This is a genomic window from Paenibacillus fonticola DSM 21315 (genome assembly GCF_000381905.1).
Classification (GTDB): domain Bacteria; phylum Bacillota; class Bacilli; order Paenibacillales; family Paenibacillaceae; genus Fontibacillus; species Fontibacillus fonticola.
Map to the genome: position 1 here is coordinate 144594 of NZ_KB907256.1, position 24951 is coordinate 169544.

Annotated in this window: 24 protein-coding genes and 1 pseudogene; 15 read left to right on the forward strand and 10 right to left on the reverse strand. The window is 50.0% G+C overall.

Annotated elements, in window-relative coordinates; translation table 11 throughout:
* Positions 1–165: 165 nt before the first annotated feature.
* Positions 166–1080, reverse strand: a complete 915-nt coding sequence (locus tag G358_RS0113890; RefSeq protein ID WP_019637843.1) for a phosphatidate cytidylyltransferase — start codon at positions 1078–1080, stop codon at positions 166–168.
* A 93-nt stretch (positions 1081–1173) separates the two neighbouring features.
* Between G358_RS0113890 and G358_RS0113895 the strand changes: the two genes are divergently transcribed.
* The 8 genes and pseudogenes from G358_RS0113895 to G358_RS0113925 all read left to right on the forward strand — a co-directional run bounded on the left by G358_RS0113895 (position 1174) and on the right by G358_RS0113925 (position 9047).
* On the forward strand, positions 1174–1731 hold the full coding sequence (locus G358_RS0113895; RefSeq protein ID WP_019637844.1) for a hypothetical protein: 558 nt from the start codon (positions 1174–1176) through the stop codon (positions 1729–1731).
* Between the two features lie 423 nt (positions 1732–2154).
* On the forward strand, positions 2155–3531 hold the full coding sequence (locus tag G358_RS0113900; protein ID WP_157274370.1) for an amino acid permease: 1377 nt from the start codon (positions 2155–2157) through the stop codon (positions 3529–3531).
* Between the two features lie 107 nt (positions 3532–3638).
* Positions 3639–3938 carry a hypothetical protein gene (locus G358_RS0113905; RefSeq protein ID WP_019637846.1) on the forward strand — a complete coding sequence of 100 codons (300 nt, stop codon included), beginning with the start codon at positions 3639–3641 and terminating at the stop codon, positions 3936–3938.
* A 128-nt stretch (positions 3939–4066) separates the two neighbouring features.
* Positions 4067–4204 carry a hypothetical protein gene (locus G358_RS33095; RefSeq protein ID WP_019637847.1) on the forward strand — a complete coding sequence of 46 codons (138 nt, stop codon included), beginning with the start codon at positions 4067–4069 and terminating at the stop codon, positions 4202–4204.
* Between the two features lie 596 nt (positions 4205–4800).
* Positions 4801–4973: pseudogene (locus tag G358_RS32350) on the forward strand (IS200/IS605 family transposase); the annotation flags it as partial.
* 1398 nt (positions 4974–6371) lie between these two features.
* The gene (locus tag G358_RS34565) at positions 6372–7394 is read left to right on the forward strand and encodes a tetratricopeptide repeat protein (protein WP_420836060.1); all 1023 of its coding nucleotides are present in this window, start codon (positions 6372–6374) and stop codon (positions 7392–7394) included.
* Positions 7395–7413: 19 nt separating this feature from the next.
* On the forward strand, positions 7414–8058 hold the full coding sequence (locus G358_RS0113920) for a DUF1266 domain-containing protein (RefSeq protein ID WP_019637849.1): 645 nt from the start codon (positions 7414–7416) through the stop codon (positions 8056–8058).
* A 110-nt stretch (positions 8059–8168) separates the two neighbouring features.
* Positions 8169–9047, forward strand: a complete 879-nt coding sequence (locus tag G358_RS0113925; protein WP_019637850.1) for a pentapeptide repeat-containing protein — start codon at positions 8169–8171, stop codon at positions 9045–9047.
* A gap of 202 nt (positions 9048–9249) precedes the next feature.
* Here G358_RS0113925 and G358_RS34295 read toward each other — a convergent pair whose 3' ends face one another.
* Both G358_RS34295 and G358_RS34415 read right to left on the reverse strand, forming a co-directional pair.
* Entirely contained in the window at positions 9250–9384 is a 135-nt protein-coding gene (locus G358_RS34295; RefSeq protein WP_276203568.1) for a hypothetical protein, read from the reverse strand.
* Positions 9333–9491, reverse strand: a complete 159-nt coding sequence (locus G358_RS34415; protein WP_338042702.1) for a DeoR family transcriptional regulator — start codon at positions 9489–9491, stop codon at positions 9333–9335. The genes G358_RS34295 and G358_RS34415 overlap by 52 nt, the downstream gene beginning before the upstream one ends.
* A 123-nt stretch (positions 9492–9614) precedes the next feature.
* Here G358_RS34415 and G358_RS0113930 point away from each other — a divergent pair, with 123 nt between their 5' ends.
* Entirely contained in the window at positions 9615–10367 is a 753-nt protein-coding gene (locus G358_RS0113930; protein ID WP_019637851.1) for a hypothetical protein, read from the forward strand.
* Positions 10368–10511: 144 nt separating this feature from the next.
* On the forward strand, positions 10512–12140 hold the full coding sequence (locus tag G358_RS0113935) for a glycoside hydrolase family 9 protein (protein WP_019637852.1): 1629 nt from the start codon (positions 10512–10514) through the stop codon (positions 12138–12140).
* 79 nt (positions 12141–12219) lie between these two features.
* Here G358_RS0113935 and G358_RS31755 read toward each other — a convergent pair whose 3' ends face one another.
* Positions 12220–13506 carry a polysaccharide deacetylase family protein gene (locus G358_RS31755; protein ID WP_019637853.1) on the reverse strand — a complete coding sequence of 429 codons (1287 nt, stop codon included), beginning with the start codon at positions 13504–13506 and terminating at the stop codon, positions 12220–12222.
* Between the two features lie 43 nt (positions 13507–13549).
* Positions 13550–14281 carry a hypothetical protein gene (locus tag G358_RS0113945; protein ID WP_019637854.1) on the reverse strand — a complete coding sequence of 244 codons (732 nt, stop codon included), beginning with the start codon at positions 14279–14281 and terminating at the stop codon, positions 13550–13552.
* Between the two features lie 344 nt (positions 14282–14625).
* On the opposite strand from G358_RS0113945, the gene G358_RS0113950 reads away from it, so the two are divergent.
* From G358_RS0113950 to G358_RS0113970, 5 genes are all read left to right on the forward strand, one after another.
* Positions 14626–16212, forward strand: coding sequence for a J domain-containing protein (locus G358_RS0113950; RefSeq protein ID WP_019637855.1), 1587 nt, complete (start codon positions 14626–14628; stop codon positions 16210–16212).
* Positions 16213–16228: 16 nt separating this feature from the next.
* The gene (locus G358_RS31760) at positions 16229–16906 is read left to right on the forward strand and encodes a DUF1266 domain-containing protein (protein ID WP_019637856.1); all 678 of its coding nucleotides are present in this window, start codon (positions 16229–16231) and stop codon (positions 16904–16906) included.
* A gap of 134 nt (positions 16907–17040) precedes the next feature.
* Positions 17041–17388 (forward strand): zinc ribbon domain-containing protein YjdM, encoded by a 348-nt coding sequence (locus tag G358_RS0113960; RefSeq protein WP_019637857.1) that lies wholly within the window; start codon positions 17041–17043, stop codon positions 17386–17388.
* A 224-nt stretch (positions 17389–17612) separates the two neighbouring features.
* Positions 17613–18674, forward strand: coding sequence for an LLM class flavin-dependent oxidoreductase (locus tag G358_RS0113965; RefSeq protein ID WP_019637858.1), 1062 nt, complete (start codon positions 17613–17615; stop codon positions 18672–18674).
* Between the two features lie 362 nt (positions 18675–19036).
* Positions 19037–19801, forward strand: a complete 765-nt coding sequence (locus G358_RS0113970; protein WP_019637859.1) for a TerC family protein — start codon at positions 19037–19039, stop codon at positions 19799–19801.
* Between the two features lie 243 nt (positions 19802–20044).
* Here the strand turns inward: G358_RS0113970 and G358_RS0113975 are convergent, their stop codons facing one another.
* Genes G358_RS0113975 through G358_RS0113995 form a run of 5 tightly spaced genes read right to left on the reverse strand, consistent with a single transcriptional unit; the run spans position 20045 to position 24869 of the window.
* Positions 20045–20860: an ABC transporter ATP-binding protein gene (locus G358_RS0113975; protein WP_019637860.1), complete on the reverse strand. Its 816-nt coding sequence runs from the start codon at positions 20858–20860 to the stop codon at positions 20045–20047.
* A gap of 37 nt (positions 20861–20897) precedes the next feature.
* Positions 20898–21665 carry an ABC transporter permease gene (locus G358_RS0113980; RefSeq protein WP_019637861.1) on the reverse strand — a complete coding sequence of 256 codons (768 nt, stop codon included), beginning with the start codon at positions 21663–21665 and terminating at the stop codon, positions 20898–20900.
* A 3-nt stretch (positions 21666–21668) separates the two neighbouring features.
* Positions 21669–22823 (reverse strand): ABC transporter substrate-binding protein, encoded by a 1155-nt coding sequence (locus G358_RS0113985; RefSeq protein WP_019637862.1) that lies wholly within the window; start codon positions 22821–22823, stop codon positions 21669–21671.
* Positions 22824–22862: 39 nt separating this feature from the next.
* A complete protein-coding gene (locus G358_RS0113990) occupies positions 22863–23099 on the reverse strand; it encodes a 4Fe-4S dicluster domain-containing protein (RefSeq protein ID WP_019637863.1) in 237 nt (78 codons plus the stop codon).
* 33 nt (positions 23100–23132) lie between these two features.
* The gene (locus tag G358_RS0113995) at positions 23133–24869 is read right to left on the reverse strand and encodes a fumarate reductase/succinate dehydrogenase flavoprotein subunit (RefSeq protein WP_019637864.1); all 1737 of its coding nucleotides are present in this window, start codon (positions 24867–24869) and stop codon (positions 23133–23135) included.
* Positions 24870–24951 lie beyond the last annotated feature (82 nt).

The following is a 24951-nucleotide window of genomic DNA, read 5'->3' on the forward strand; positions in this document are numbered from 1 at the left end:
ATGAACGCACCCGATAAAAAGTGAACGAACCCGATAAAAATGAATGACAACCACCGAAAACAATGAATGCCTCGATAAAAATGAATACCACCCGAAAAATAAATAACACCCGAAAAAATGAAAACAACAAAAAATCAGTAAATTCGGATACAGCCGAACCGTCTTTTACATAAAATCATAAAAATAACGAACTACGTGGAAAAACACCGGCGAAGTATAGGCCAAGCTGTCGACTTGGCTAAGGTAGCTTCTTTTTAAGACGTCGAGCTTATTATCGTCCCCGATTAACAAATCCCGTTTCAACACGGAAACCGTCAAGCTTCCAAAGTAACCGCTAAGGCTGATCAGCATGCCTATAAAAAGCCCGAAAGCCGGATCAAGCGGCGTCAGGTAAGGGGAAATCGCATACGACACCCCAGTCGTCACGAGAAACGCACATATGAAGCCTTCCCAGGTCAAATTCGGATTCGCGGTAGGCACCACCTTGCGCTTGCCGAAATAAATCGAAGCCAGATGGTGGACAACATCGTTCAGTTGGGTCAGCACGACCAGAAACAGCACAAGCCCCCCTCCGTACTCCGGTGTAGCAAATTGAAAATAAGCGAGATGGCTGAGCCCGAAGACCATCAGCATAAGTCCCCATTGAGTAGAGCTTACGCTGCGCAGAAAGCCGACCGTTCCTTTGTTGATCAAGCGCGGCAGCGGCATGAACAGAAATACATAGATTGGGATAAAAATAATAAACATCCCGTACCATTCAATGTATATCCAATAAAATTGCACAGGAATAGACAAGTACGCCCACAAATATAACCTGCGGTCGGCTTTTCTTGAACGGATCATGGAAAAATACTCCTTCAACGCGAAGAAGGTAAGCACCATGAGGGATAGCAGCGATACTACCGGGTTAAACAGGGTGGCCAAACAAAAGATGACGAACATGCCCCACCAGGTCTTGATCTTTGTGCCAATTGCTTTATAATCTTTGTTTGGCTGCGTTCTGCTTAGCACATAATAAATGCAATGAATGGCCAATAAGGCCGTAAAAATAACCGTTAACGTTATTAGCGAGCTGTTCAATGCTTATCACCAACTTGTTATGGTCTGATCTCATTAAAGCGATCTTATGTTATTATGAAGGAATAATTCATTTTTGATAAGGGGAATTCGTAAATGGCAGCTGATCGATCGGTTTTTATTTTGCTAACGAATACCGGGACGCTTTTTACGAAGATCATTAAAGGCTACACGAGAGCGCCGTACAATCACGCCTCGGTCTCCTTTAACCGGGAGCTTTCGGAGCTGTACAGCTTCGGGCGAAAGAACCCGAGCAACCCGCTAAATGGCGGGTTTGTTAAGGAGGATATTAAGACAGGCACGTTCAGCAAATATCCGAATACAACGTGCGTCCTTTACGAGCTTCAGGTCACCGATCGGGAAGTTGAGAAAATGAAGCGGGTGCTGCAAATTTTTATCCGCAGCCGCAATAAATATCTTTATAATATTTTGGGCGTCGTTGGCATTACACTCAAAGAGCCCGTTGAATTCAGCAACTCATATTTCTGCTCGCAATTCGTTGCGGAAATTTTGGAGCGGTCCGGGATCAAGCTGTGGGATAAGCTGCCTGCCCTCGTCACGCCGGATGATTTTCGGAAGTGCAGCCGGTTGAAGCTGATCTACGAAGGAAAGCTTAGCGAGTACGAGCCCGAAAAATATGAGTCAGGCACTTGATTCAAGTTGTATCCCTTGATTCAGGTTACATCCCTTGAATCATGTTGAATTAGTTTGATCAGCCGCTGGTTGCAGCGGCTTTTTTGCGGTTTTCGTCAGGCAGACATGTAACAACAAACCGGCTGTTCATCGATAGGCAGACGTTTCTATGGACAAACCGACTGTCTATCGATCAGCAGACATGTCAATCGATAAACCGACCTGGTCTACCGGCCAGACAGATGGTCTATCGATAAACCGACCTGTCTATCGACAAGCAGACATATTTATCGATAAACAGACATGTAAAATGTGCTGTTTGTACGTGCATTTTTTAGGAATAAGGGTAAACTGTAAATTTAGGTGTATAAGTAAATGGTGCGCCTGCAGCAACTTGGAGGTTTATTGGACAGCTGGATCACGGAGACTGGAAGGAGTCGGGAAATGTCGAATCAGGAGAGGGAACATAAACATATAAACAATCAGGAACAAGGTGCGCTGCACAAGAAGCTGCAGCCTCGTCACATTACCTTTATGGCGATGGGCGGTGTGATCGGGACGGGAATATTCAAAGGCAGCTATGAGACGATTAGTATCGCGGGACCGGGCATCGTCATTTCGTACGTGCTGGCAGGCTTACTGCTGCTGATCGTGATGGCAGCCATTGCCGAGATGGCGATGGTGTATCCGAACCGGAATATGAAAGATTTCATCCGGGAGGCGTTCGGGGAGCGGCTGTCTTTTATAATCGGCTGGCTCTACTGCTTCATGTGGTTGACGGTATGCGTCATAGAGGTGCTTGCCGCGGGCAGTTTTTTGCAATACTGGCTTCCTGATGCCCCTTTATGGCTGTTGACCTTAGGGTGTGCTGTGCTGGTTCTCGGAATAAATATGCTGAGCGTCAGCGGTTTTGGGGAAGCAGAGTTTTGGCTGGCGGGCATTAAGATCGGCATGATCATAGTGTTTATTGTGCTGGGCGTGCTGATTCTGTCCGGTGTATGGTCTGTAGGGGGCACGGGAGGACTGCATAATCTGGTGGAGTACGGCGGATTTCTGCCGAATGGCTGGACGGCGATAATTGCTGCCCTGCTCGTGGTGATGTTCTCCTATGGCGGTTCAGAGCTGATCGGGCTTACCTTGACGGAAACGAAGGACGTAGAAAGGGTGCTGCCCAAAGTAGTGAAGAGCTTTATTTTACGCGTCATTCTTTTCTATACGCTGCCGATCCTCGTGATTTGCAGCCTGATTCCCTGGAATCAGTTGAACAGCGAGAGCAGCCCCTTTGTGCAGGTGCTGGCCAGCACGGGGTTGCAGGGATCAGCGCACGTGATGAATTTTATTCTCGTGACAGCGGTATTGTCCGCAGCCAACTCGGGTATTTACGGGGCCACCCGCATGCTGCATTCGATGGCGGCAAGCGGGGAAGCATCACCTTATCTGGCCCGCACGACGAAATGGGGAGTCCCGATGAACAGCCTGAAGCTGTGTGCGGCGGTATTAATCGGGGGTGCTATTCTGGCCTACCTGTTCCAAGACGGCTTATTCCGCTTTCTCATGGCGGTCCCGGGGTTTGTCGTACTGCTGGTTTGGATCAGCATCTGTTTATCCCAGTTGAAGCTGCGCCGCAGCTACCCGAAACAGCCAAGTTTTCGCGTCTGGGGCTTTCCTTACATTACGATATTGGCTGCGGTAAGCTTAACGGTGATCGCCGTACTGTTCCTCTTTGACCGTCAAAATGTACTTAGCATCGGTGCTTGTTTGGCATTCCTGCTGTTTCTGTATCTTTGGTCGCTGGTCAAGTTCAAGAGGGCTCGGAGGTAGAAGCGGAAATTTGCCCAACTTTTGGCTTGAATCTTGCTGCGAACTAGTTCTATATACCTATATAGAGTTAACGAGAGTTAACCATTAATTAGGCGGGGGGACTAGTTTTGGCCGATTTATATTCTTCTTTGTTTAACATGATTGAGGCTCGCAATAATCATTTACGTTCACTGAATGTATCCGAAGGCGTAACAGGCAACCTTGAATTGAGATCTGGCAACGGCGAGGTTTTTGGAGAACTCCGTGAAGGGGTTCTCGGGCAAGTGGAGATGGCCATCGGCGGTGATACGGCGACCATTACCGATAACGTCATGGGCGGAACAAAATTGACTTTGGGAATGGTGAGGTCATCAACAGCTATGAGAACATTTATGGTGGCGGGACATTTCACAGCCTTTCTGAGGTAGTCGGTTAAACGAAACCTGACCCTTTGTCCGACGGCATGGATTTATTCAATGGGGGCTACGATGGATTCATTTATGCTTAAGGCATGGCCGCACAGAAACATTGCGTGTATTGTTGGATTATGGGCTGAATGCTGAGCCGTAATCATGATGGGGAATTTTATCAAGGGGAGCAGGGCTACGAGCAGCGCGAAGACATTGATGGGAAATTATGGTACAAGGTTACCTTACTAATGGTGAAACTGGCTGGGTTAGCAGCAAAACTGTAGGTGGGAAGAGTAGCAGGTAAAAATATTGACCGTTCTTCATAAAGTAGGAGAACGGTCTTTTTTTGTTGCCCAGCACGGGCGTCATCTATATGGTGGAAATCCCCAAACCCGTGGTCATGATTTAATTACCCCAAAATTACAGTGAAAGCCCCAGGCCTGAAAATAACGCCTATGTTTGGAAGCTTGAGGCTTATTAGAAACTATTGTCCATCACCCTGCAGAACATTTACAGATTTCTGCATCCTATACTTCTGCATCCTATACTAAGTATTTACGAATGGCCACGCAGTCACGCTGGAAAACCACGTCGTTAACTTCGGTTTTGGAGAATGTTATTCCTTACAAATTTAGATATCAGCGACTGTTGTTTGATTCTAACGAAACTCATCCACGCTATTAGCACATATTTGCGATGTTTTTAAACCTAACGAATCTCAGACACTCTATTTGCGGTTTATCCTCTGTTTGGAGCATTAAAGAACTGAAATAACGTTGCCCAGCTTCGTTACATTTTGGGAAGGGTTATTTTTACACAGTTAGCGATCATCAGCTTCGTTATAAAATTCCGTTCCCGTTCTGAGTCACATTTTCGATCTAAGCCCTGGGCAGAAGGATATGAAGTAAGTACAGTGGGCCTAAATGAAGCTACTGTAGCGGAACTGTAGCGAAATACATTCGTGAACAAGAAGCACATGATCAAGCCATAGATATGCTGAGTGTAAAAGAGTATGAAGATCCGTTCAGCAGCAACAAGAGCAAAAAGAAATAAACCAGTTTAACTGGTAAGTGAAAGTGACAAATAACACTGAGCCTGAACAGATTTGTGGTCAGGCTAGCGTCTTTAGGCGCAGTTTGGCAACAGGGGATTATCCCCCACAAGAGGTCCCCTACTCTTTGGACGGGTGGTCATGATTGAATATATCAGTGAGTATTGAGTGCGCAGCTAGAACCTCCTAATATTGCAACCAGCTACTTTTTGATACCGAAGTAGGTATCGTTATACTCCCAATGCCCCGGTTCTTAAATCCTATTGATTTGGAAAAATTTATATCGGAAGATATTTTTAATGATTGACAAAATACAATAGCAGTAAAGGATATGCTAGTTTTTTAAGGTGGAATGATCAGCTGTGAATATATGGTTAACTCTGGGGATTGACCCTACGGATGACATGTCATTGATTCGGAAGACGTATGCCCGCTTGTTGAAGATTCATCATCCTGAAGATGATCCGGCGGGATATCAGAGGCTGCGCGAGGCTTATCACGAGGCCATGCGATGGGCGAAAGAGCAGCGCCAGCCTCACCCTGATACCGGGAGCAGCCGGGAAGAGGCTGGCAAGGCCACCGGGGCTGTGGATCGGGATGAAGGTTTTGCCGGGCAGGCCGCCGGGGCTACCGGAATTACAGACCGGGACAAAGACTTTGCGGGACAAGACGCCGGGGCTACGGATCGGAACGATGGCTTTCCGGGACAAGACGCCGGCATCTTTGAGGATGGCCACGATGACAAGCCGCTGGCGGACATGAGCTCGCTCCCCCGGATTTCTGCCTGGCCAGAGCCAGAGCCGGATACGCTCCCGGTTGACCGGGAGCAGCGGCGGGGAAGCCGGGAAGAGTTTATGGCTCAGTTGGATGCCTTGTACCAAGACCTTCCCTCACGCCTTAATGTAGACCTGTGGCTGGAACTGCTGAATCAGGATGCCCTTTGGCAGATGGACCGGGAAAATGATCTGGCACGCAACATACTCTCTTATTTAAATGAACATTATTTCTTGCCTGAAGAAGTATGGGATTTGCTTGTAGGCACCTTCCATTGGAAAGAGCTGGCTTCCGAAGATCCCGAGGCTTTTCTGGGGGAACTCCCTAAAGTATATGCCTATGCGGTTAACAGGGCGCCGGAGGCACGTATGTCGTATTCCGCTGTTCTCGCTGCGGGGGACGTCCCGTTCGATACTTTTTTCCGTTACCGGGAAGCTTTGGCATCGGCGTTGATCCGGCAGGAGAAGGAGGAGGCACAGCAGGCGCTTGCCAAGGCGCTCGCCCTATTCGAGGCGGACCCCGATTTGCTCCGCTTGCAGACTGAATATTACTGGCAAGCGGGGGACACGGAGAAGAGCCTGGCGGCCTGTGAGCATTATATTCGCCTTGCTAAGCCGGATAACGATATGCGCCTGCTCCGCGTACGCCTGCTTATTCAGTTGGAGCGGGTATCTGAAGCACTGGATCAACTTGATCAAATTGCAGCGATCGCTCCTGAGCTTCCAGAGGTACTATCGCTAAGGGGACAATGTTATAGAAGGCAAGGGCGGCTGGATGCTGCTGAGAGTACATATAATCATCTGCTGGAGCTGAACAGCAGAGATGTTGAGGCTGTGGTAAGCCTGGCCCAAATTCATACATCTACAAGGGAAAGCTTGCCCCGGTTGGACCCAAGCCAACGCAAGGAGGCTAAGCAGAAGCTCAGAAGCAAATTGAGCCGGCATTCCTGGGGAACCCGGTTGGGGGTGGCAGTCCATTTTCTGATGGCCAGCAAGTGGCTTACTTTGATTGGCATTTTTCTGCTTCTTGTGCTCATAGCGGGTTCCTGGCATAAGCATGTCGGTATTGCTCCATGGGCGTATGCCAGTCAGCAATATAAGTCGGAAGCTCAAGTAATTACGACCATAGACGAGCTGGAGAACTTGCCTAAAGGTATAAATGCAGTTCGAGTGAAGCTGTCGAAAGCGACTTTTGTCAACATTCTGGAGCTGAATGAAGCAAGGGGAAAAGGTTCAGGGCAGAGCTCCTTTATTTTCAACAATCAGGTGGAGGATTTGAGTCAGCTGGTGAAAGTATCGGGATATTTATGCATGGGCTATTTGGATGGCACGGCGGTTATCTTTTTGGCGAATGAAGATCAATTTAATAAACTTAAGGACACGCGGACAATTGAAGTGGACGGGATCGTGCGAGAGCTGCCATCAGGAAGCTTTATGACCCTATTTGAACAGCGAGACAAAGAGGTCAACTATTTGGGGAGCAAGCCGTTATCCAATTATTATCTGAATACAAAATATGGCATCTCAGGCAGTGATGTCTTGCCGCCTATCCCGTTTCGGATTTATGTGTACGTCATGCTGCTCGGCATGTTCCTGATTTCGTTAAATGTCGAACTGCGAAGAACGAGAAGATTTTTGCAATACCGTTAATAGACGAGGAGAGAAGTTCATGAGTCAGAATGGTGCATTGCGGCGAGAGGTGCTGCAGTTGTACGTGGATGCGGCAGTGGCATTCATTCCTATGGATCTCTATGCTGAATACTACATTATGAACCCAGAGATGCTGGTGGATGTAAGCAGGCAGACGATGTGGGAAATTTTAAATACTTTTCACATTCGCAACGAGGACGAGCTCCGAAGGGATATCGCCTGGACTATTGCCGTCGGCAGACGGCTTGAATTTGCCCGGACTTGCCAGCAGCTCTCCATTCTTTCAGAGGCCGAGCGGAACAAATTTATTGAAGAAGCCGAGACGGCGCAAGACAAGCATAAAAGGGCTGTTGCGAACTATTATTTGCGGCGTATGCCGGCGGGCGGAATCGGCGCTTATGATTTCAGCTATGCCGTCTTCAAATGCCTCGGGGGCAGGCAACTGAAATGCTTGTCGGAGGACGAAATGTGGGGCTATATCGGCAGTCTGGCAAACTTGATGCGAAGTAGCTACTCCAATTGGTACGATTACACGATGGGCTTCGCCGTAGGATTCGAATATTTTTCCCCGGAGATGTCCCAGACTTACCTGTCGGCCGACAGGCAGCGTTTGATGAGGCTGCTAAATCTTAGGAAGAGCCCGCTGCTGCAGATTAGGTTGTAATGGAAGCCGGGCTGTGCTTCGGATGCAAAGAAGAAAGTATTAAAATACTTAAAAAAATATTAAAATACTAGCATGAATAGAATGACGTTGATAGATTGAAGGGACAAATGATGTCTGAGCATGACAATGATTTGGAATATGTAAAAACGAGCCGAAGCGGGGACCCTAGACCGGATCTGCATGCAGATTGCGGCAGCTGCTTCGGTTTATGCTGCGCTGCGCTGCCCTTTGCAGCATCGGCGGATTTTGCAATCGATAAAGCAGCCGGGGAGCCGTGCGCCAATTTGCAGCCCTATTATCGCTGCGGTGTACACAACAGCCTTAGAGAGCTGGGCTTCCGGGGATGCACGGTCTATGATTGCCTCGGCGCCGGGCAGCAGGTCTCGCGAGTGACCTTCGGCGGACAGGATTGGCGGCAAGCTCCACACTCTGCGAAGCAAATGTTCGAGGTGTTCCCGATCATGCGGCAGCTCCATGAGCTTCTCTGGTATTTGACGGAGGCGCTGACATTCCAGTCTGCCCGCTCGATCCACGATGATCTCAGCGAGGCGCTCGAAGAGACGGAACGGCTGACCCGTCTTGATCCTGACTCCATCCTCGGCTTGGATGTAGCGGCTCACCGGGCTGGAGTCAACGCCTTGCTCTTACGGGCGAGTGAACTTGTGCGCTCCCCGGTGCTTCGCTCGCAGAAGGGCGCACCAGGCCGCCGGAAGCCTTACGGCCGCGGTGCTGACCTTATTGGAGCGAAGTTAAGAGGAGCCGATCTTCGAGGCGCCAATTTAAGGGGGGCCTATCTTATAGCCGCTGACCTAAGGGAGGCGGACATGAGAATGGCTGACCTCATCGGTGCAGATTTGCGGGATACGGACCTTCGGGGGGCCAATCTTACGGACAGCATTTTCCTGACGCAAGCTCAGATCAACTCCGCCAAGGGCGATGTCCGCACCAAGCTGCCTCCGGGTTTCAGCCGGCCGGGGCACTGGCTCTAGCCCTTGCCTAGCGGGGGCCGGAACTGGTCCTCGTTGCATCTATCCTAAAAATTCGTACTAGAAATGTATAGCTGCAGGCTGTATTTTTACATCCGGTCTACCATAACCCCCTAGCCCTGAAAAGTCTTCGCATCGAAATAGGAAGCTTCTTCCGCAGTAGTGAGCATTGAAGACGCTTTTTGGGGTGACCGAATGGAGGCGGTCAGCTTGCTGAGGTCATTTTCTCCTCCAGATGCAGATTGGTCCGTTCATGGAAGGTCGGTTCGTCATGCGTCTGCTGCCCGTCTACTGTTCCATAATGACGCCGTTGTGTGTTCGCTTCAATATGCCTGCCCATTCAATTTTTGCTAAATCCCGGCGAATCGCAGCTCCGTGCACGTTGAATCCTCTAGCTGCTGCGAATGCTGTGACTATGCGGTCCGGTATTAGACGCACATAGTTCACGATCCATCTAGTTCTCTCCAGGGACCAGTAAAATTTATCCTTCTCTTACATTTACTTTGGGTTTAGTGAGTAACCTTTTGGAGAAAATTTCGTTTTATGGAGAGAGGAGAAAGGAGAGAAATCATGAATAGATTAAGTAAAATAGGATTTACGGTGATTGGAGCTATTCTGGTGGGGATGCTGGCGGCCTGCAGCGGCACGCCTAATGCAGCGCTGGAGTCAGAAGGCCAGGTCCAGAACCAGCCTCAAGTTTCGCAGCAACCGGAGCAAGAGCAATCCCAAGCCCTGCCGCAGGATTCATCCCCTGCACTGTCGGAAGAGCAAGCGTCTCAAGAGGATTATCCGGAGAATCAGGAGCTGTCGGAGGGAATGCCTGCGACAGCATTGGAAGCTGCCGCCACGGTAATGAGGGCTCTGAAGAGCGAGAATATGGACACGCTCGCGGCCTGGGCAGATGCGGAAGGAATTCGTTTCTCGCCGTATGGTGATGTGAATGCGGAGGAGGATCTCGTAATTTCCAGGGATGAAGTAGGAGGTTTAATGAACGAGACCAAGAAGCGGGTGTGGCGCTCGTTTCCTGGCATCGGCGATCAGATCGAAATGACCTACGCTGAGTACCATAAGCGATTTGTCTACGATGCAGACTTTATCGAGGAAGCCACAATCGCGAAGAATAAAGGAATATCTCCTGGTGGAGAGATTAGCAATTTAAATGAAGTATATCCCAAGGATAACTACGATTTCGTCGAATATTATATAGAAGGCAGTGATCCGAACGCCGAAGTGAGCGACTGGCGCAGCCTGCGTCTTGTCTTCAAGAAGATCGGGGAGGACCGTGCGCTCGCTGGGATTATTCATGATCAATGGACACCCTAGACGTATAGTCAGGGGCAGACGTATTAGGAAGGGGCCGCAACACCATTCAGGTGGCTGGGGCCGTTTTCTTAATTGCCCGGATCTGGTAAATCAAGCTTTTTTAGCAGGTGCAAAGATTTCCCTAAAGGAGGAGGACATTTACGCATGAATACGAAACAGCAGGGCGGTATAGCCGTGAACCAGCTTGGTTATCGCAGCAGAGATGCAAAGATGGCTATGATTGCAGGAGAGGTAGGCCGCTTTCGGCTAGTCAACCATGTAAGCGGCGAGACAGTCTGGAGCGGGGACACATTGCCAGCGGTTGCCGATGCGGCTAGTGGAATTACGGTGAGCCGGGGTGATTTTTCGGCTTGGGAGCGGCCGGGGACATACCGGATTGAAACCGAGGACGGGCAAAGCTCGTATCCGTTCGTCATTTCAGAAGCGGTATATGAGGAAGCCCATCAGGCATTGTTGAAAGCGTTTTATTATTTTCGCTGCGGCATGGAGCTGGAGGAGAAGTATGCAGGCCCGTGGAAGCATGCGGCCTGTCATCTTACGCCTGCGCTGGTCTATGGCGAAGAGCCGCGAACAGTCGATGCTTGGGGAGGGTGGCACGATGCCGGGGATTACGGCAAATATGTAGCGCCAGGAGCCAAAGCAGCAGCGGATTTGCTGCTGGCCTACGAGTGCTATCCGCAGGCCTTCCAGAGGGCGCTGCCGCTGCCGGAGAGTGATGGCGTCTTGCTGGATGTGCTTCACGAATGCCGGTACGAGCTGGAATGGCTGCTCCGCATGCAGGATGGCGGGAGCGGCGGCGCATTCCATAAGCTCACGACATTGCAGTTCCCCGGCCCGGATGTGATGCCGGAGGAGGATACGGCGGCGCTGTACATCACCCCGATATCCGCGACGGCAACGGGATGCTTTGCCGGCGTTATGGCCATGGCGGCGCGGGTCTATGCTCCGTATGACGCCGCCTTTGCGGCATCTTGCCTGCGGGCAGCGGAGCGGGCCTGGGCCTGGCTGGAGCGCCATCCCGAATATCCGGGGTTCCGCAATCCGCCGGAAATTGTCACCGGGGAGTACGGGGACGAGCAGGATCAGGATGAACGCTACTGGGCTGCGGCCGAATTGTACCGTACTACCGGGGATGCCCGTTATCATGAAGCATTCCGCGAGCTTGCCGGGCAGGGAGCCTTTGATCAATATGAGCTGGGCTGGGCCGACATGGGCGGATATGGCACGATCTCCTACTTGATGTCGGGGAAGGAGCGGGAGCAGGATGCTGAACTGGCTGCACGTTTACTGGCCGGTTTGCAGCAGCGCGCCGCTGAGCTTGCAACGGTTAGCAGCCAGGACGGGTTCGGCATATCGCTAAAGCCGGAGCAGTATATTTGGGGCAGCAACATGCTGGTGATGAATCATGCCATGCTACTGCTGATCGCTGGCCGTTTGTCGGGTTCCACAACCTATGAGCGATGTGCGCTCGAACATGTTCATTACTTGTTTGGAGCGAATGTGGTTGGCATGAGCTTTGTTACCGGATTCGGCAGCCGGCCGATCCTGCATCCGCATCATCGTCCCTCCGAGGGAGACGGCGTCGAAGCGCCTGTTCCCGGGCTGGTCTCAGGCGGACCGAACTATGGCAAGCAGGATGATTATGCGCGAGAGCATTTGGCGGATAAGGCGCCTGCCGCCTCTTTTGCTGATGTCATGGAGAGCTACGCGACCAATGAGGTCACGATTTATTGGAACTCTCCCGCGGTGTTCGTGCTGTCTCATTTTGTATAAAGAACAGAACAAGCAATCAAAAGAGCCCCGCTGAGAACGGGGCTTTTGCTGTGCCATTAACCAAATCGCAGTTGTCCTGCTATTGTAAATTTACAATCTCTAAATTTTGTTTTTTTAGAAATTGAATGATTTGCGGCAGCGCGTCTATCGTCGCTTGAGATTCGTGAAGCAGGATGATTGATCCGTCCACGTCGGCTTTTGCAACGGAATTGTAGATTTTACCGGCATCCCGGCTCTCCCAATCCTTCGTATCAATATCCCAAAGCACCATCTTATGATTCATCCCGCGCAATATGTCGATGATAGAGTCATTTTTGGCGCCATAAGGCGGCCGGAAGAGAGTTACCTGTTCCTGAATGATTTCTTCAATCAACTTGTTGGACTGCAAAATTTCATATTTCAGCTTGTCATCAGACAGTTTGGTCAGCTCCAGATGATTCATGCTATGGCTGCCGATCGCGTACCCGCTTGACTTGGCATATTGAACGGATTCAGGGTATTTTTTAACGTTTTTACCTATGAAAAAAAAGGTACCCCCCACCTGATACTCCATTAAGATGTCGGTGATCTCCTTGGTGTATTTAGAGGGGCCGTCATCGAAGGTAAGTGCTGCTTTTCCGCCCGGAAGGCTAAAGGTGACTGTGTCCTCCAATGCGATCGACGGCAAAACGGGCTTCACCGGCTCTTTTAAAGTGACGAGCCGCTCATTTAATGGGATGCCCAGTTCGCTATCGGAGGCGGATTTGAGTTGTGCGCTAACAGTAACGGCTCTATAACCATCAACATAACCGCCCATAGTTCTATTTATTTGGCTCTCCGTAACCTGTATGTCCCTATCTTCGCCGCTGGCTGTTTTGCTAATGAACGCAGGCATGGAAGAGCCCGATAGTATCGTTAAGATGATACTCATGAAGGCGATAACCGTCCAGGTTAAAAGACGGCTGCCCCTGCTTGCCCGCTCTTGCTGCGTGACTAGAGCCAGATGAGATGTCCATGCTTCGGGCAAGGACGCTTGAGTCTGGATTTGGCTGACGGGCTCGTTACTTTTGATAGAGTTTAAACCGCTTACATAGGCCTCGGAGCAGGGGAAGTAAACTTTTTCGCTTTGATCGCGATAAGTTTTGGTCAAGAAGCTTACATACTGGTTTTGGGCGGAATTCCACGAGCTGTGGAAGGATAACCTGTATTTGTAGATTCTTTCGGACTCCATGATGGACTCGAGACTTTCCGCCGTCTCCTCATCAATATTCCACAGCAGCTCCGTAACTTGATCAGAGATGAGCTTGAGCCGCAAATGGGATCGGTTCGATTCTCTATGGACAGAATGAAGCTCTAGCAGCTTCATTTGATAGACATGCACGGACATAGTTATCTCCTTTCTCTAGTAGTGACTAGAGAGCAGGTGGTCGTTATTCGGAATTTACCGTTTTTGAAGAGAAGGAGAAAGACATTCGCTCGGTAAAATCGTTGATCGTCTGCATTAACTCGGCCTTTTCCGCCACGATTTTAGCGCTTTGCGTCTCCAGTTTCTTGTTCTCTGCTTCCAACTCTCTGATTTTCTCTTCCAGTTCTCTTATGTTCAGCATGTTTTGATTTTGAATATTGGCCGACTCTTCCTTGAGCAGGATATACTTGCTAGTTTCTTTCTCCAGTTGATTCGACACCTTTTCGAAGTCATGGTTTGCCGTGCTCTGATATTCTTTATAGTCCTCGAGAAGCTGGTCATATCCCATTTGCTTGTTAGTCAGACTTGTCTCCAGAGCGCGGATTTCCTTGTTGCGATCCTGGATAAGCTGATCTTTCTTCACCAGGTCATACTTTAGCCGGTTTATCGTTTCATTCGCCGTATCTAGCTGCTGCTCGTAGTCTTCATTTTTGTACAAAATCAATTGCCGCTCATTCAGCATGTTCTCCAGAGAAACGACCAAGTCCAGCGATATTTTGTCGAGATTCTCTTTCGATAGGATGTATTTCTTGCTAGCGTTTTCAGGCGGACTAGGTATTTCCATGTTACTAGCGATACTTTCCATTCGCTCTTGAGATTCTTCATTCCCTTCCTTTTCAGCTGAAGCGGGTTCATTTTGATTAGATAGAACGCCTTTTAACCAACCTATTGACTTGTTTTTAGCATCCCTAGCCATAGCTTCGTCTCCTAATTGAAATAGTTTTAGACATTCAAGAACTGGTAGATGTGAAAACTATTACTAAAGTAACTATTATGTATGGTAAAAGTTGTGTTTTTTTAGAAAGAAGTGATCTAATCACATTGTATTATTATGTGGAATAATGTCAATATAACCCCGAAGTATTAGTTCTTATATCCTATAAAAATAGTTGGATAAGCTGCGAAAGAGCAGGATTTTCCGATAAAACTCCCTGTTTTGTAATTTGCAGGGATGGTATTATTACTTTATGTAATAGAAGAAACGCATTGAATGCAGATGAAAAGGACGTTTAAAGTACGTTTTAAGGTGGAATGGTTATTTTGAAAAGCTGGTCGATTCTTGGCATTGCCCCTACCGATGATCTCTCGCTGATCCGGAAGGCATATGCCCGGCTGTTAAAGATTCATCATCCAGAGGATGATCCAGAGGGATATCAGCGGCTGAGGGAAGCTTATGACATGGCGATCAAGCTGGCAAAGGAGCGCCAGCGTCTCGCGGAGGCGGCTGAGGACGTGGAAGCAGATGAAGCCGATGAAGCTGATGATTCGGATGACTTAGATGAATTAGATGACTATGAAGCAGGCGATATCCCGCTGGACCTTGGGGGAGATATCCATGACGATGGGGCCTGCGAGGATTGGGAGGAGGATGACACGCTGCAGTTTCCGCTCATCCCGCCGTGGGGAGAGCAGCATACAGTGCCGGTAATGCAAGAGAAGTCTATGTCGGAAATCGCCGAAGAGTTCATGGAGCAGGTCGAATCCTTGTACATGGAATTAGCCTCCCGCCTGAATGCACATTTATGGGCCGAACTGCTGAATAGCGATGCCGTTTGGAGAGTGGAGTATCAGAATATGTTGTCGGATCGGCTGCTCTACTATTTGAACAAGCATTACTTCTTACCGGGAGAAATTTGGGCATTGCTAGAGGCTACTTTCCATTGGAAGGAAAGAGCGCGTCTCGATGAGGAGTATTTTGTGAAGCAATATCCTAAAGTATATACATATGCCATTAAAAAATCCCTGGAGTCCAGACTGGGCTATGCCGCTATTTTAAAGGCGGGTGTGGGGGAATACGAGGAATACGAGGAGTATTTTCGCTGTCGCGAAGCCTTTGTGCTAGCATGGAGGCGACAAAAGATGAAGCAGGAAGCCGGTCAAGCGTTAGAGGCAGCAACGAAAATTTTTGCGGACGATCCGGATTTGCTTCGTTTACAAATTGAGTTCTGCTGCGACAATAACGATTTCGAGCAGGGGCTGGCTGTATACGATCATTATATCCGGCAAGCCTCTGAGGACATCGGCGCGTATTTGCTGCGGTCACGCCTATTGATGGGGTTGAATCGGTTTCCCGACGCGCTGGAGCAGCTTGAACAGGTATTTGCGGCTGAACCGGATCATATAGAGGCGCTGTCGCTAGCGGGACAATGCTATATGAGGCTCTATCAGTTGAAATCTGCGCGGGATGTTTACAGCCGCATTCTGGAATTGAATGGAGAAGATGCTGAAGCGGTCGTAAACCTGGCCAAAATTCACGAGTATTGTAAAAGAAGCTTGCCACGCATGCAAAGAAGTGAGCGGCGGGAGGCGAAACGAGAGTTAAAGACGGAAATGGCCAAGGCGAGGCCAGCTGCCGGTAAACGGTTTAAGGTCGCTGTACTCAGCCTTATAGGCTATAAATGGGTGACTTTATTTTTCCTTGTTCTGTTTCATATTATTATAGCCAGCTCCTGGCATAAACATATGGGCATGTCGATGGGCTATTATTTGCAGCAGCAGTTCTATGGGGATGCTCTGCTGCCGGCCATCCCGGTGAGAATTTACATCTATGCAGTCATTTTGGGCTTGTATTATTTTTCGCTTTTTAAAGAGCTAAGAAGAGTAGGAAGGTATTTGCGGTACCGTTGATAGATTTGAGAGGAGGGTGTTTATAATCGTCGGAAATACGGAGAGCCCGTTAGTACGGACAACGGAGGAAAGGCGAAAATTTTTGAAGCCGTATGTGGATGCGATGCTGGCCGCTCTGCCCATAGGAGAAGCCGCAGAGTACTATATGATGAATCCCGAGAGATGTACTAGCGGCACAAATAAAGCGTTATGGAGCAGATTATCCATATACAACATTAAGGATGGAAATACGCTTAAAGCATTCACAGAATGGAATCTTTCTGACGGCATGCGCCAGGAATTTGAAGAGATTCAGGAGGCATTGTTGTATCTTCCTGAAATAGAGCGGGCTCAATATGTTGAAGCTGCGGGAGAGCCGGAGGCTATCCATAAGCGAAAGGTCGTCCATTATTATTTACGGAGGCTGCCCCCTGGCGGAATCGGAGCGTATGACTTTACGATTGCTCTTTGCAATTGCTTAATTGGCCGTAATCTCCGTTTAATAACGGAGGAGGAAACCTCGGAGTACGCCGAGAGATTGGTATACAGAACAAAGGAAAGTTACCGCAGCTGGTATGATTATACGATGGGGTTTGCGATAGGGCTGGAGTTTTGGTCTTATCCGATGCCGTCTAATTACATATCCAACGAACGAAATCGGTTAATGAGAATGCTGACGCTTAAGAACAGCCCGATGCTGAAAGTTCCTTTGTGATCAGTATGCATATTTGCCAATAAGAGAAGACTGTGACACTATATAAGGCATACGGAAGCGCCTGTATGTCTTGTCTTTTTTTGCGGGATTATAAACTTTACAATGAATCATAATGAATGGAGGACATGGAAATTATGCCATTGCCAAATTGCCCGAAATGCAGTTCAGAATATACATATGAAGATAGAGAGTTGTTGATTTGTCCGGAATGCGGCCATGAGTGGCCGGCTCATGACGGCGGCAGCGGAGGAAGCGCGGGAGAAGAAGGCAGGATTGTGAAGGATGCTAACGGAAATATTTTGAAGGATGGCGATTCGATTACGGTTATTAAAGATTTGAAGGTGAAGGGCAGCTCTTCCGTAGTTAAAATCGGCACTAAAGTGAAGAACATCCGCTTGATTGATGGGGACCATGATATCGATTGCAAAATTGACGGCTTCGGAGCGATGAAGCTGAAATCGGAATTTGTGAAAAAAATATAGATTCGGAAATATAGACTCAGAAAATAGGCCAGAAATGTAGATTCGGTTGGGGATCATCCTCCAAAGCCTGATTGATTACCCGCCTCTGTCCTGGAATTAGCCAAAGCGGCTGGAATAGGATAAAATGAGGGGAAGTATAACTCACTGTTTGAATGGTTCTTACTTTTAGAAAGTTATTAGAGGCCATAAATGAAGTGAAGTAGAGGGCTGCAGGAGGGATTTGAATGGAAATAGGGATAAGCACTTTTGTAGAGACGTCGCCGGACGCACATACCGGTGAGGTGATGAGTCATGCCCAGCGGCTGCGCGAGGTAGTCGAGGAAATCGTCCTGGCTGACAAAGTAGGACTGGATGTCTACGGAGTTGGCGAGCATCACCGCAAGGATTATGCGGCATCTTCCCCAGCCGTTGTCCTGGCTGCCGCGGCGGCTCAGACGTCACGGATTCGGCTGACGAGCGCGGTTACAGTGCTCTCTTCCGACGATCCGGTGCGGGTGTTCCAGGATTTCTCTACGCTGGACGGGATATCGAATGGGCGGGCGGAAATCATGGCGGGACGGGGGTCTTTCATCGAGTCTTTCCCGCTGTTCGGGTATGATTTGCAAAACTATGACGAGCTGTTCGATGAGAAGCTGGATTTGCTGCTGCAAATATGCGAGCACGAGAAGGTTACTTGGAGCGGCAAGCATCGGGCGGCGATCAATAACCTGGGCGTCTACCCGCGTCCGGTGCAAAATCCACTGCCCGTATGGATCGGCAGCGGCGGGAATAGGGAGTCCGTGATACGTGCCGGGCTGCTCGGGCTTCCACTCGTGCTGGCCATTATCGGCGGCCGGCCGATTCAGTTCGCCCCGCTCGTGCAGCTGTACAAGCGGGCCGCCGCTCAGGCAGGTCATGATGTATCCAAGCTGCCAATCGCTTCGCACTCCCACGGCTTCGTTGGGGAGGAGACGGAGGCCGCTGCGGACAAGTTCTTCCCTTCCACGCAGGCGACGATGAATGTCATTGGCCGGGAACGGGGCTGGGGCCATTACGACCGGGCCAGCTTCGATGCTGCCCGCAGCTTTGAAGGGGCGCTGTATGTAGGCGATCCGGAAACGGTGGCTCAGAAGATTATCCACTTGCGCAAGCATGTCGGGATCACCCGCTTCTTCCTTCATGTTCCGCTTGGCACGATGCCGCACGAGGATGTCATGCGGGCTATCGAGCTGCTGGGGACCGAGGTCGCCCCGCGGGTGCGGGAGGAAGTTGCCCGCTGGGAGGCGGAGAACGAAGGGAGCATCTGATTCCAGTTAGCGGATGAAAGCTATACATTGACAAAACTCTAGTAAAGCAGTTATGATTTAAAAAACTTCATATCTTCCTAAAGGGGAGTAGCTGATACAACAAAGTCGTCAATTCGAAGACTGGCGTCTTCCGGCTTTGTTGGCAACAGAATTGTTGTTAGCAAGACCTTTGCCTATGTTTATTCAGGCAGAGGTCTTTTTTGAATTTAAAACCTTTGCCTGAATGGGCAAAGGTTTTAGTTTTTTAGACTCGGTTGGGGGGCGGATCTGATTGAAGCAGCAAGAATGATTGCATGGATGGTTGCAAGTATAAAAGCTAACAATAACTAAAGTAAAGAACGAATCAGGAGAGGGGATGGAGTATGGATTTTTCAATTTTGCTGGAATACGGTTGGGTCTTGGTATTGTTAGTCGCCCTGGAGGGCCTGCTGGCTGCGGATAACGCCCTGGTGCTGGCGATCATGGTGAAGCATTTGCCCGAAAAGGATAGAAAAAGAGCTTTATTCTACGGGCTCGCGGGCGCTTTTGTGTTCCGGCTGGCCTCGCTGTTTATCATTTCATATCTGGTCGATGTGTGGCAAATTCAAGCGATAGGGGCTCTGTATTTATTGTTTATTGCGATCAATCACATCGTCAGAAAAGTGTTTTTGAACAAGGGAGAGGTCAAGGCAGAAAAGGAAAAGAAGCAATCCGGCTTCTGGGTTACCGTTTTGAAAGTCGAATTGGCGGACATTGCGTTCGCGGTAGACTCAATTTTGGCGGCCGTCGCGATGGCGATGACGCTTCCCGATACACCGCTTCCGGCCATTGGCGGCATGGACGGCGGCAAATTTATCGTCGTGTTTGCAGGGGGGCTAATCGGGCTGATCATTATGCGGTTTGCGGCTAACCTGTTTGTGAATTTGCTGCAATCCAGACCCGGGCTGGAAATTGCCGCTTTCGCGATTGTCGGCTGGGTCGGCGTCAAACTGGCTGTGTTAACGCTCGGACATGAGGACGTGGGCATTATTTCAACTGAATTTGCACATTCTACGCTGTGGAAAGTCATTTTCTATTTTGTGCTTATTGTAATTGGTGCGTCAGGCTGGTTTCTCTCCAAGGAGAAGAGGCCGTCTACGGTTGGATAATACCTTGGGCAGACTGCAGCTTCGATAGGTTATCAACTCGGATAGACAGCAACAATAACAACTTAGATAGGGTAACAACTTGGGGAGGTTTATCTTTAATAGGTACAACTCCAAGGGGTAGTAAATTGAGTAAAAAATTAATTTAACGGGCATAGCCCGTTGGGAATAGAAGTAAACTTTAAAGGGGCTGTGCCGCAAGTCGAAGGACTTGGGGGCAGCCCTTTTAGAGTTGAAGCTCCCGATTTAGTTCAAAACCGGCTTCAGTCGTTCATTAGTGATGCAGGCCAGCGGCAATAGATCGCCGGTCTCGGGCTCGTCGGATTGCAGAAGGCGTAGGATTTTGCCGCGAAGCTGAATGAATCCGGCTTCCGTTCTAATGCGCGGCCGGGGGAGGGAAACCGGAATATTGTCTTTGATTGTGCCTGGTCCGGGCGTCATGATAATAATTCTGTCGGCCAAATAGATCGCCTCCTCCACATCATGGGTTACAAGTATGAACGACTTGTTTTCCCGCCGCCAAATGCGGACCATCTCCTCTTGCATCTTTTGCCGAAGAATTGCATCCAGCGCAGCGAACGGCTCATCCAGCAGGAGCAGCCGGGGATTCAAGCACAGCGCCCTTGCGATCGCAACCCGCTGGCTCATGCCGCCGGACAGCTGCTTTGGATACAACCGGGCGGCCTTTTCCAGGCCGAGAAGGCGCAGATAGTCGTTGACGGTGTTCTTTTTCGTTTTCCTATCCAGTCTTTTCATATCGAGACCGAAAGAGATATTATCACGAACATTGAGCCACGGAAATAGAGCATGTTCCTGAAAGACAAACCCCCGTTCGGGCGAGGGGCCCGACATATGAGCTCCCCCGACCTGTACGCTGCCTGAAGAAGAGGATTCAATGCCGGCAATCAGTTTAAGCAAAGTGCTTTTTCCGCAGCCCGAAGGTCCAAGAAGACAAACGAACTCGCTATTCTCTATAGTTAAAGAGATGTTATCCAAAGCTTTAACGGCATATCCGCCGCCTGAGGCATACGTCTTGGACACGTGTTGAATTTTTACATGCAATGGCCATCCCTCCTGATGATAGGGTGAAGGTGAGTTCTCATTTCCATTTAATTACCGTACGTTCAAGCCCCCGAACTAGGGCAGATGAGGCGAAGCCAAGCATGCCGATCGTAAACATCCCTATTATGGATTGCTGGTAATCGAGCAAATGATAAGCCTGCCACGTCGTATAGCCAATACCTGTCTGCCCCGACATCATCTCTCCGGTGATTACCCCCATCCACGATGCGCCGACTCCCACGGACAGACCGGTGAATACTTCCGGTAACATGGCTGGCAAATAGACGCGCCAGATTAACCGTGCAGGGCCGCAGCCGAGGCAGCGCGCTGATTGTACAAGGCTGGGCGGGACTCTCCCGGCAGCATCCTTCGTGCTGATCAGGATCGGAAAGAACGCCCCGAGAAATGTAATAAAAATGATGCTGCTCTCAATAGTAGGGAACAGCAGCATGGCGACAGGCAAAAAAGCGATTAGCGGAATAGGGCGGAACAGCTCGAGGCTAGGGAACAAGGCGTCCCTGGCCAGTTTGCGCTGCCCGATCCACATCCCGATCGGCAGCGCCGTAAAGAAACCAAGAGCGATTCCGCTCAGAACCCGTGCCGTGCTCACTAAAATGTTCTTATAATAGCTGCCTTGCTTCAGGTAGGATAGCCAGGTCGCGATGACATCTATAGGGTCCGGGAGGTTGCCGAATTGCAGCGGCCAGATCAGATTGGCCCGGACCAGCCACATCCATACCAGCAAAAATCCGGCAACGGAAAACATACGAAGGGCATAAGACAACAATTTGGTTGGCCGGTTCATCGTTTAATATACCTTGCCTTCCACCCATTGGCCCTGTAATTCCGTATCGGACAGATAGGTTTTTCCGTTGGCTTTTACCGCAATCTTTAAGTAGTTGTCATCGACGAAGGTTTGTAAATCGAGCTTCTTCTGGAGTTTGCCTATCCCGGTCAGAAACGCTATGCTTCCGTTAAGTGTGTCCAGATCTTTCTGGTAGATCGCCGAATCAAAACGAATATGCTGCACCATTTGCAGGCAAATTTCCAGCGGGAACTGGCTTTCCGCCTCAAAAATTTTGGCAGCTTCCTCCGGATGTGAAATCGCGAATTCATGAGCTTCGTTCAAGGCCTGAAGAAAAGCGGTAACATACTGCTCATTGGCTTCAGCCCAGTCCAGATTGGCTACTACACCAGCTAAGTAGTCGATTTTCGTTTCTTCACCGAATTGCAGCACGGTGCCGATGTCCTTGAATTGGATCAAGCTCGGGTAAGGCTCCCATGTGGAATGGGCGTCTATTTTATTCTGCTCGATACTTTGCATGCCTACCGTAACGGATTGATCAACGATCGTCACCTGGTCTACCAGGTCAACGGCTCGAAGGGATTCCAGCAGCATCCGATGGGCGCTGCTTCCGATCGGCGTTGATACGGTTTTTCCTTTCAGATCGGATATTTTCTTAATGTCGCTGTTATTAGGTACCAGAATGGCCTGGTTCCGGCCCTGTTCTCCTTTACCGTCAAAGGCGAGAAACACGGAGCGATAGTTCGCTTGCGTGATGCTCAGCACCCCATTCAGCAAGGAGGGCATATCGCCAAGAAATGAAATCTGGATTTTGCCGCCGGCCATATTGTTATTCAGAATAGAGCCGGCTGGCGCATCGAACCATTCGACCTTAATGTGTTGATTGGGCGCTTGCTGCTCCAGGTATTTCTCGAACAGCTTCTGATGCTTGATGATCAGCGCGCCCCATGTTTGGGCGGTCGGGGACTGATAGCCGACCGTGATCGTTACCGTCTCTCCCTCCCGCGAGGCGCTGCCTGATGCGGAAGAGGAGCTTCCTGTGCTCCCGTTTTCTCGGGGGGCCGCCGGCGGATTGGGCGCGCAAGCCTGCAGCAGCAGGAGCACGAGGATTAGCGCCGTGACTTTTTTGGCGGCTTGGATGGGAATTCGCTTATTCATGCATTCAACCTTCCTTTTTTAGGGGAAATAAAATTAAAGCTATCTCACCAAGTAGGGGATATTGACTGTGACGGCATCTACCGGGCAATCCGTCTGACAAGGTGTGCAATACCAGCATTCGTCATATTGCATATAGGCCTTGCCGTCCTGATCCAGGGTGAGAATTCCCATCGGGCAAACTTGAACGCAAATGTTGCATCCGATGCATTTGTCCCGGTCGATAATGACGCTGGCTTCTACTCGCTGCGGAACAAAGTTCGCGGATAAATTACTCATGTCGGTTACGCTCCTTTTTCCTTTTCTTATTGGTTAATGGGTTAGGGCCTGTTGATCGGTGCTATCCGCCTCCGCTTCCACCCCCGCCTCCGGTTCTGGCTCCGGCTTCAAAATATACGGCGGGAGCTCCTTAGTATACAGCTCGCAATCGCCGCTTGCGCTCTTTCGGACAATGACACGTTTCAGCCAGTTTTCATCGTCGCGTTCCGGATAGTCCAGGAAGTAATGGTAGAATCCCCAGCGGCTCTCTTTACGAAACAGCGACGCTTTGGCCATCAATTCTGCGCAGTCCACGATGCTGTGGACTTCCAGCGCGCGGCCGACCTCGTGCGGATCCCTTGCGCCAAGCAGCTGCAGATCCACCTTCCGAAAATGGGCGATCTTCTCCAAAGCCATCTCCATTTTGACGATAGTTTTAGGCGGCATAAGGTATTGCGTGACAATACGCCTGATTTTATATTCCACCTGTTGATGAGGGACACCGTCCGAATGGCCTGCAATGCGGGCGATTCGTTGTTTTTCCGCTTCAATTTGTCCGGGGTCGGGCTCGATGTGGGTCACGCTATCCGCAAAGTGAGCGGCATTGGTGCCCGCGATTTTGCCGAAGGTCAGTGCGCCCAGCAAATATTGGTGAGGGACGCAGGCCATATCGCCAGCTGCGTATAAGCCTTTCACGGAGGTTTCCGCCTCATGGTTGACAAGGACGCCGGAGGCGCTGTGCCCGCTGCACAGGCCGAGCTCCGAGAAGTGAAGCTCCACCATATCCGTACGGTAATCCTTTCCGCGCCCCGCATGGAATCGATCGCGGCTCGGCCGCTCGTTATTGTGGAGAATGGCTTCGATTTGGGAAATGGCCGCGTCATCCAAATGGGACAGCTTCAAGAATAACGGCCATTCCCCCTTGTTGGCCATCTTCCACATGTTCATGATTAGCTCGCCGCTCCAATAGTCGCAGCCCGTAACGCGTTCTCCCTTGGCGTTTGCGGTATACCCGCCGAACGGACCGGCGACATAGGCGCATGCAGGACCGTTATAGTCCTTCATCGTCGGGTTGATTTGGTAGCATTCGATCCCTGTCAGTTCCGCCCCGGCATGATAAGCCATAGCGAATCCCTCACCGGAGTTGGTCGGGTTCTCATACGTGCTGTACAAATAGCCCGAGTCCGTCAGCCCCATTCTCCCGGCGGCACCGGCCGTCATCACGACCGCCTTGGCCTGCACGATGACAAGCTCGCCGGTCCGCACATCATAACCGATCGCTCCGACCGCCTGATTTCCTTTCGTAAGCAGTCTGGTCGCCATGACCCGGTTTACTACTTTGCAGCGCATTTGCTTGACCTTTTTGGCTAGAATCAGTTTCAGGTCGCTAGCTTTCGGCATGGGCAGCACATACCGGCCTTTCCGGTGTACCCGGTAAACTTCATAGTTTCCGTTTACGTCTTTTTCGAAGTCTACTCCCCAGGAGTCGAGCTCCTGGACAATGCTATAGCATTCCGAGGCTTGCCGAAAGACGGCAAGCTGGTCCACAATTCCGTCATTGGAAGCCGTAATCTCAAGCGTATACTCCTCAGGCGTAGCTTTGCCTGGAATAACCGCATTGTTCAGACCGTCCATCCCCATACTGATCGCGCCGCTTCGGCGAATATCGGCCTTGTCGAGCACGAGCACCTCCAGTTCGGGATGGGCAGCCTTCGCTTTGATTGCGGCCATCGTGCCAGCCGTTCCGCCCCCGATAATCAGCACATCGGTAGTATAAGTTCTTGTTTCCATCCGGATATCGATCCCCCTTTAAAAATAAATAAAGACACAGTACCTTGTATAAAAGGCAGCTGTGTCTCTGGCTTTCCAGTCG

Coding starts and splice junctions, on each gene's coding strand:
- G358_RS0113895 (WP_019637844.1), top strand. CDS start 1,174: ATGGCAGCTGATCGATCGGTTTTTATTTTGCTAACGAATACCGGGACG.
- G358_RS0113900 (WP_157274370.1), top strand. CDS start 2,155: ATGTCGAATCAGGAGAGGGAACATAAACATATAAACAATCAGGAACAA.
- G358_RS33095 (WP_019637847.1), top strand. CDS start 4,067: ATGCTGAGCCGTAATCATGATGGGGAATTTTATCAAGGGGAGCAGGGC.
- G358_RS34565 (WP_420836060.1), top strand. CDS start 6,372: ATGCGCCTGCTCCGCGTACGCCTGCTTATTCAGTTGGAGCGGGTATCT.
- G358_RS0113920 (WP_019637849.1), top strand. CDS start 7,414: ATGAGTCAGAATGGTGCATTGCGGCGAGAGGTGCTGCAGTTGTACGTG.
- G358_RS0113925 (WP_019637850.1), top strand. CDS start 8,169: ATGTCTGAGCATGACAATGATTTGGAATATGTAAAAACGAGCCGAAGC.
- G358_RS34295 (WP_276203568.1), bottom strand. CDS start 9,384: ATGGGCAGGCATATTGAAGCGAACACACAACGGCGTCATTATGGAACA.
- G358_RS0113930 (WP_019637851.1), top strand. CDS start 9,615: ATGAATAGATTAAGTAAAATAGGATTTACGGTGATTGGAGCTATTCTG.
- G358_RS0113935 (WP_019637852.1), top strand. CDS start 10,512: ATGAATACGAAACAGCAGGGCGGTATAGCCGTGAACCAGCTTGGTTAT.
- G358_RS31755 (WP_019637853.1), bottom strand. CDS start 13,506: ATGTCCGTGCATGTCTATCAAATGAAGCTGCTAGAGCTTCATTCTGTC.
- G358_RS0113945 (WP_019637854.1), bottom strand. CDS start 14,281: ATGGCTAGGGATGCTAAAAACAAGTCAATAGGTTGGTTAAAAGGCGTT.
- G358_RS0113960 (WP_019637857.1), top strand. CDS start 17,041: ATGCCATTGCCAAATTGCCCGAAATGCAGTTCAGAATATACATATGAA.
- G358_RS0113965 (WP_019637858.1), top strand. CDS start 17,613: ATGGAAATAGGGATAAGCACTTTTGTAGAGACGTCGCCGGACGCACAT.
- G358_RS0113970 (WP_019637859.1), top strand. CDS start 19,037: ATGGATTTTTCAATTTTGCTGGAATACGGTTGGGTCTTGGTATTGTTA.
- G358_RS0113980 (WP_019637861.1), bottom strand. CDS start 21,665: ATGAACCGGCCAACCAAATTGTTGTCTTATGCCCTTCGTATGTTTTCC.
- G358_RS0113985 (WP_019637862.1), bottom strand. CDS start 22,823: ATGAATAAGCGAATTCCCATCCAAGCCGCCAAAAAAGTCACGGCGCTA.
- G358_RS0113990 (WP_019637863.1), bottom strand. CDS start 23,099: ATGAGTAATTTATCCGCGAACTTTGTTCCGCAGCGAGTAGAAGCCAGC.
- G358_RS0113995 (WP_019637864.1), bottom strand. CDS start 24,869: ATGGAAACAAGAACTTATACTACCGATGTGCTGATTATCGGGGGCGGA.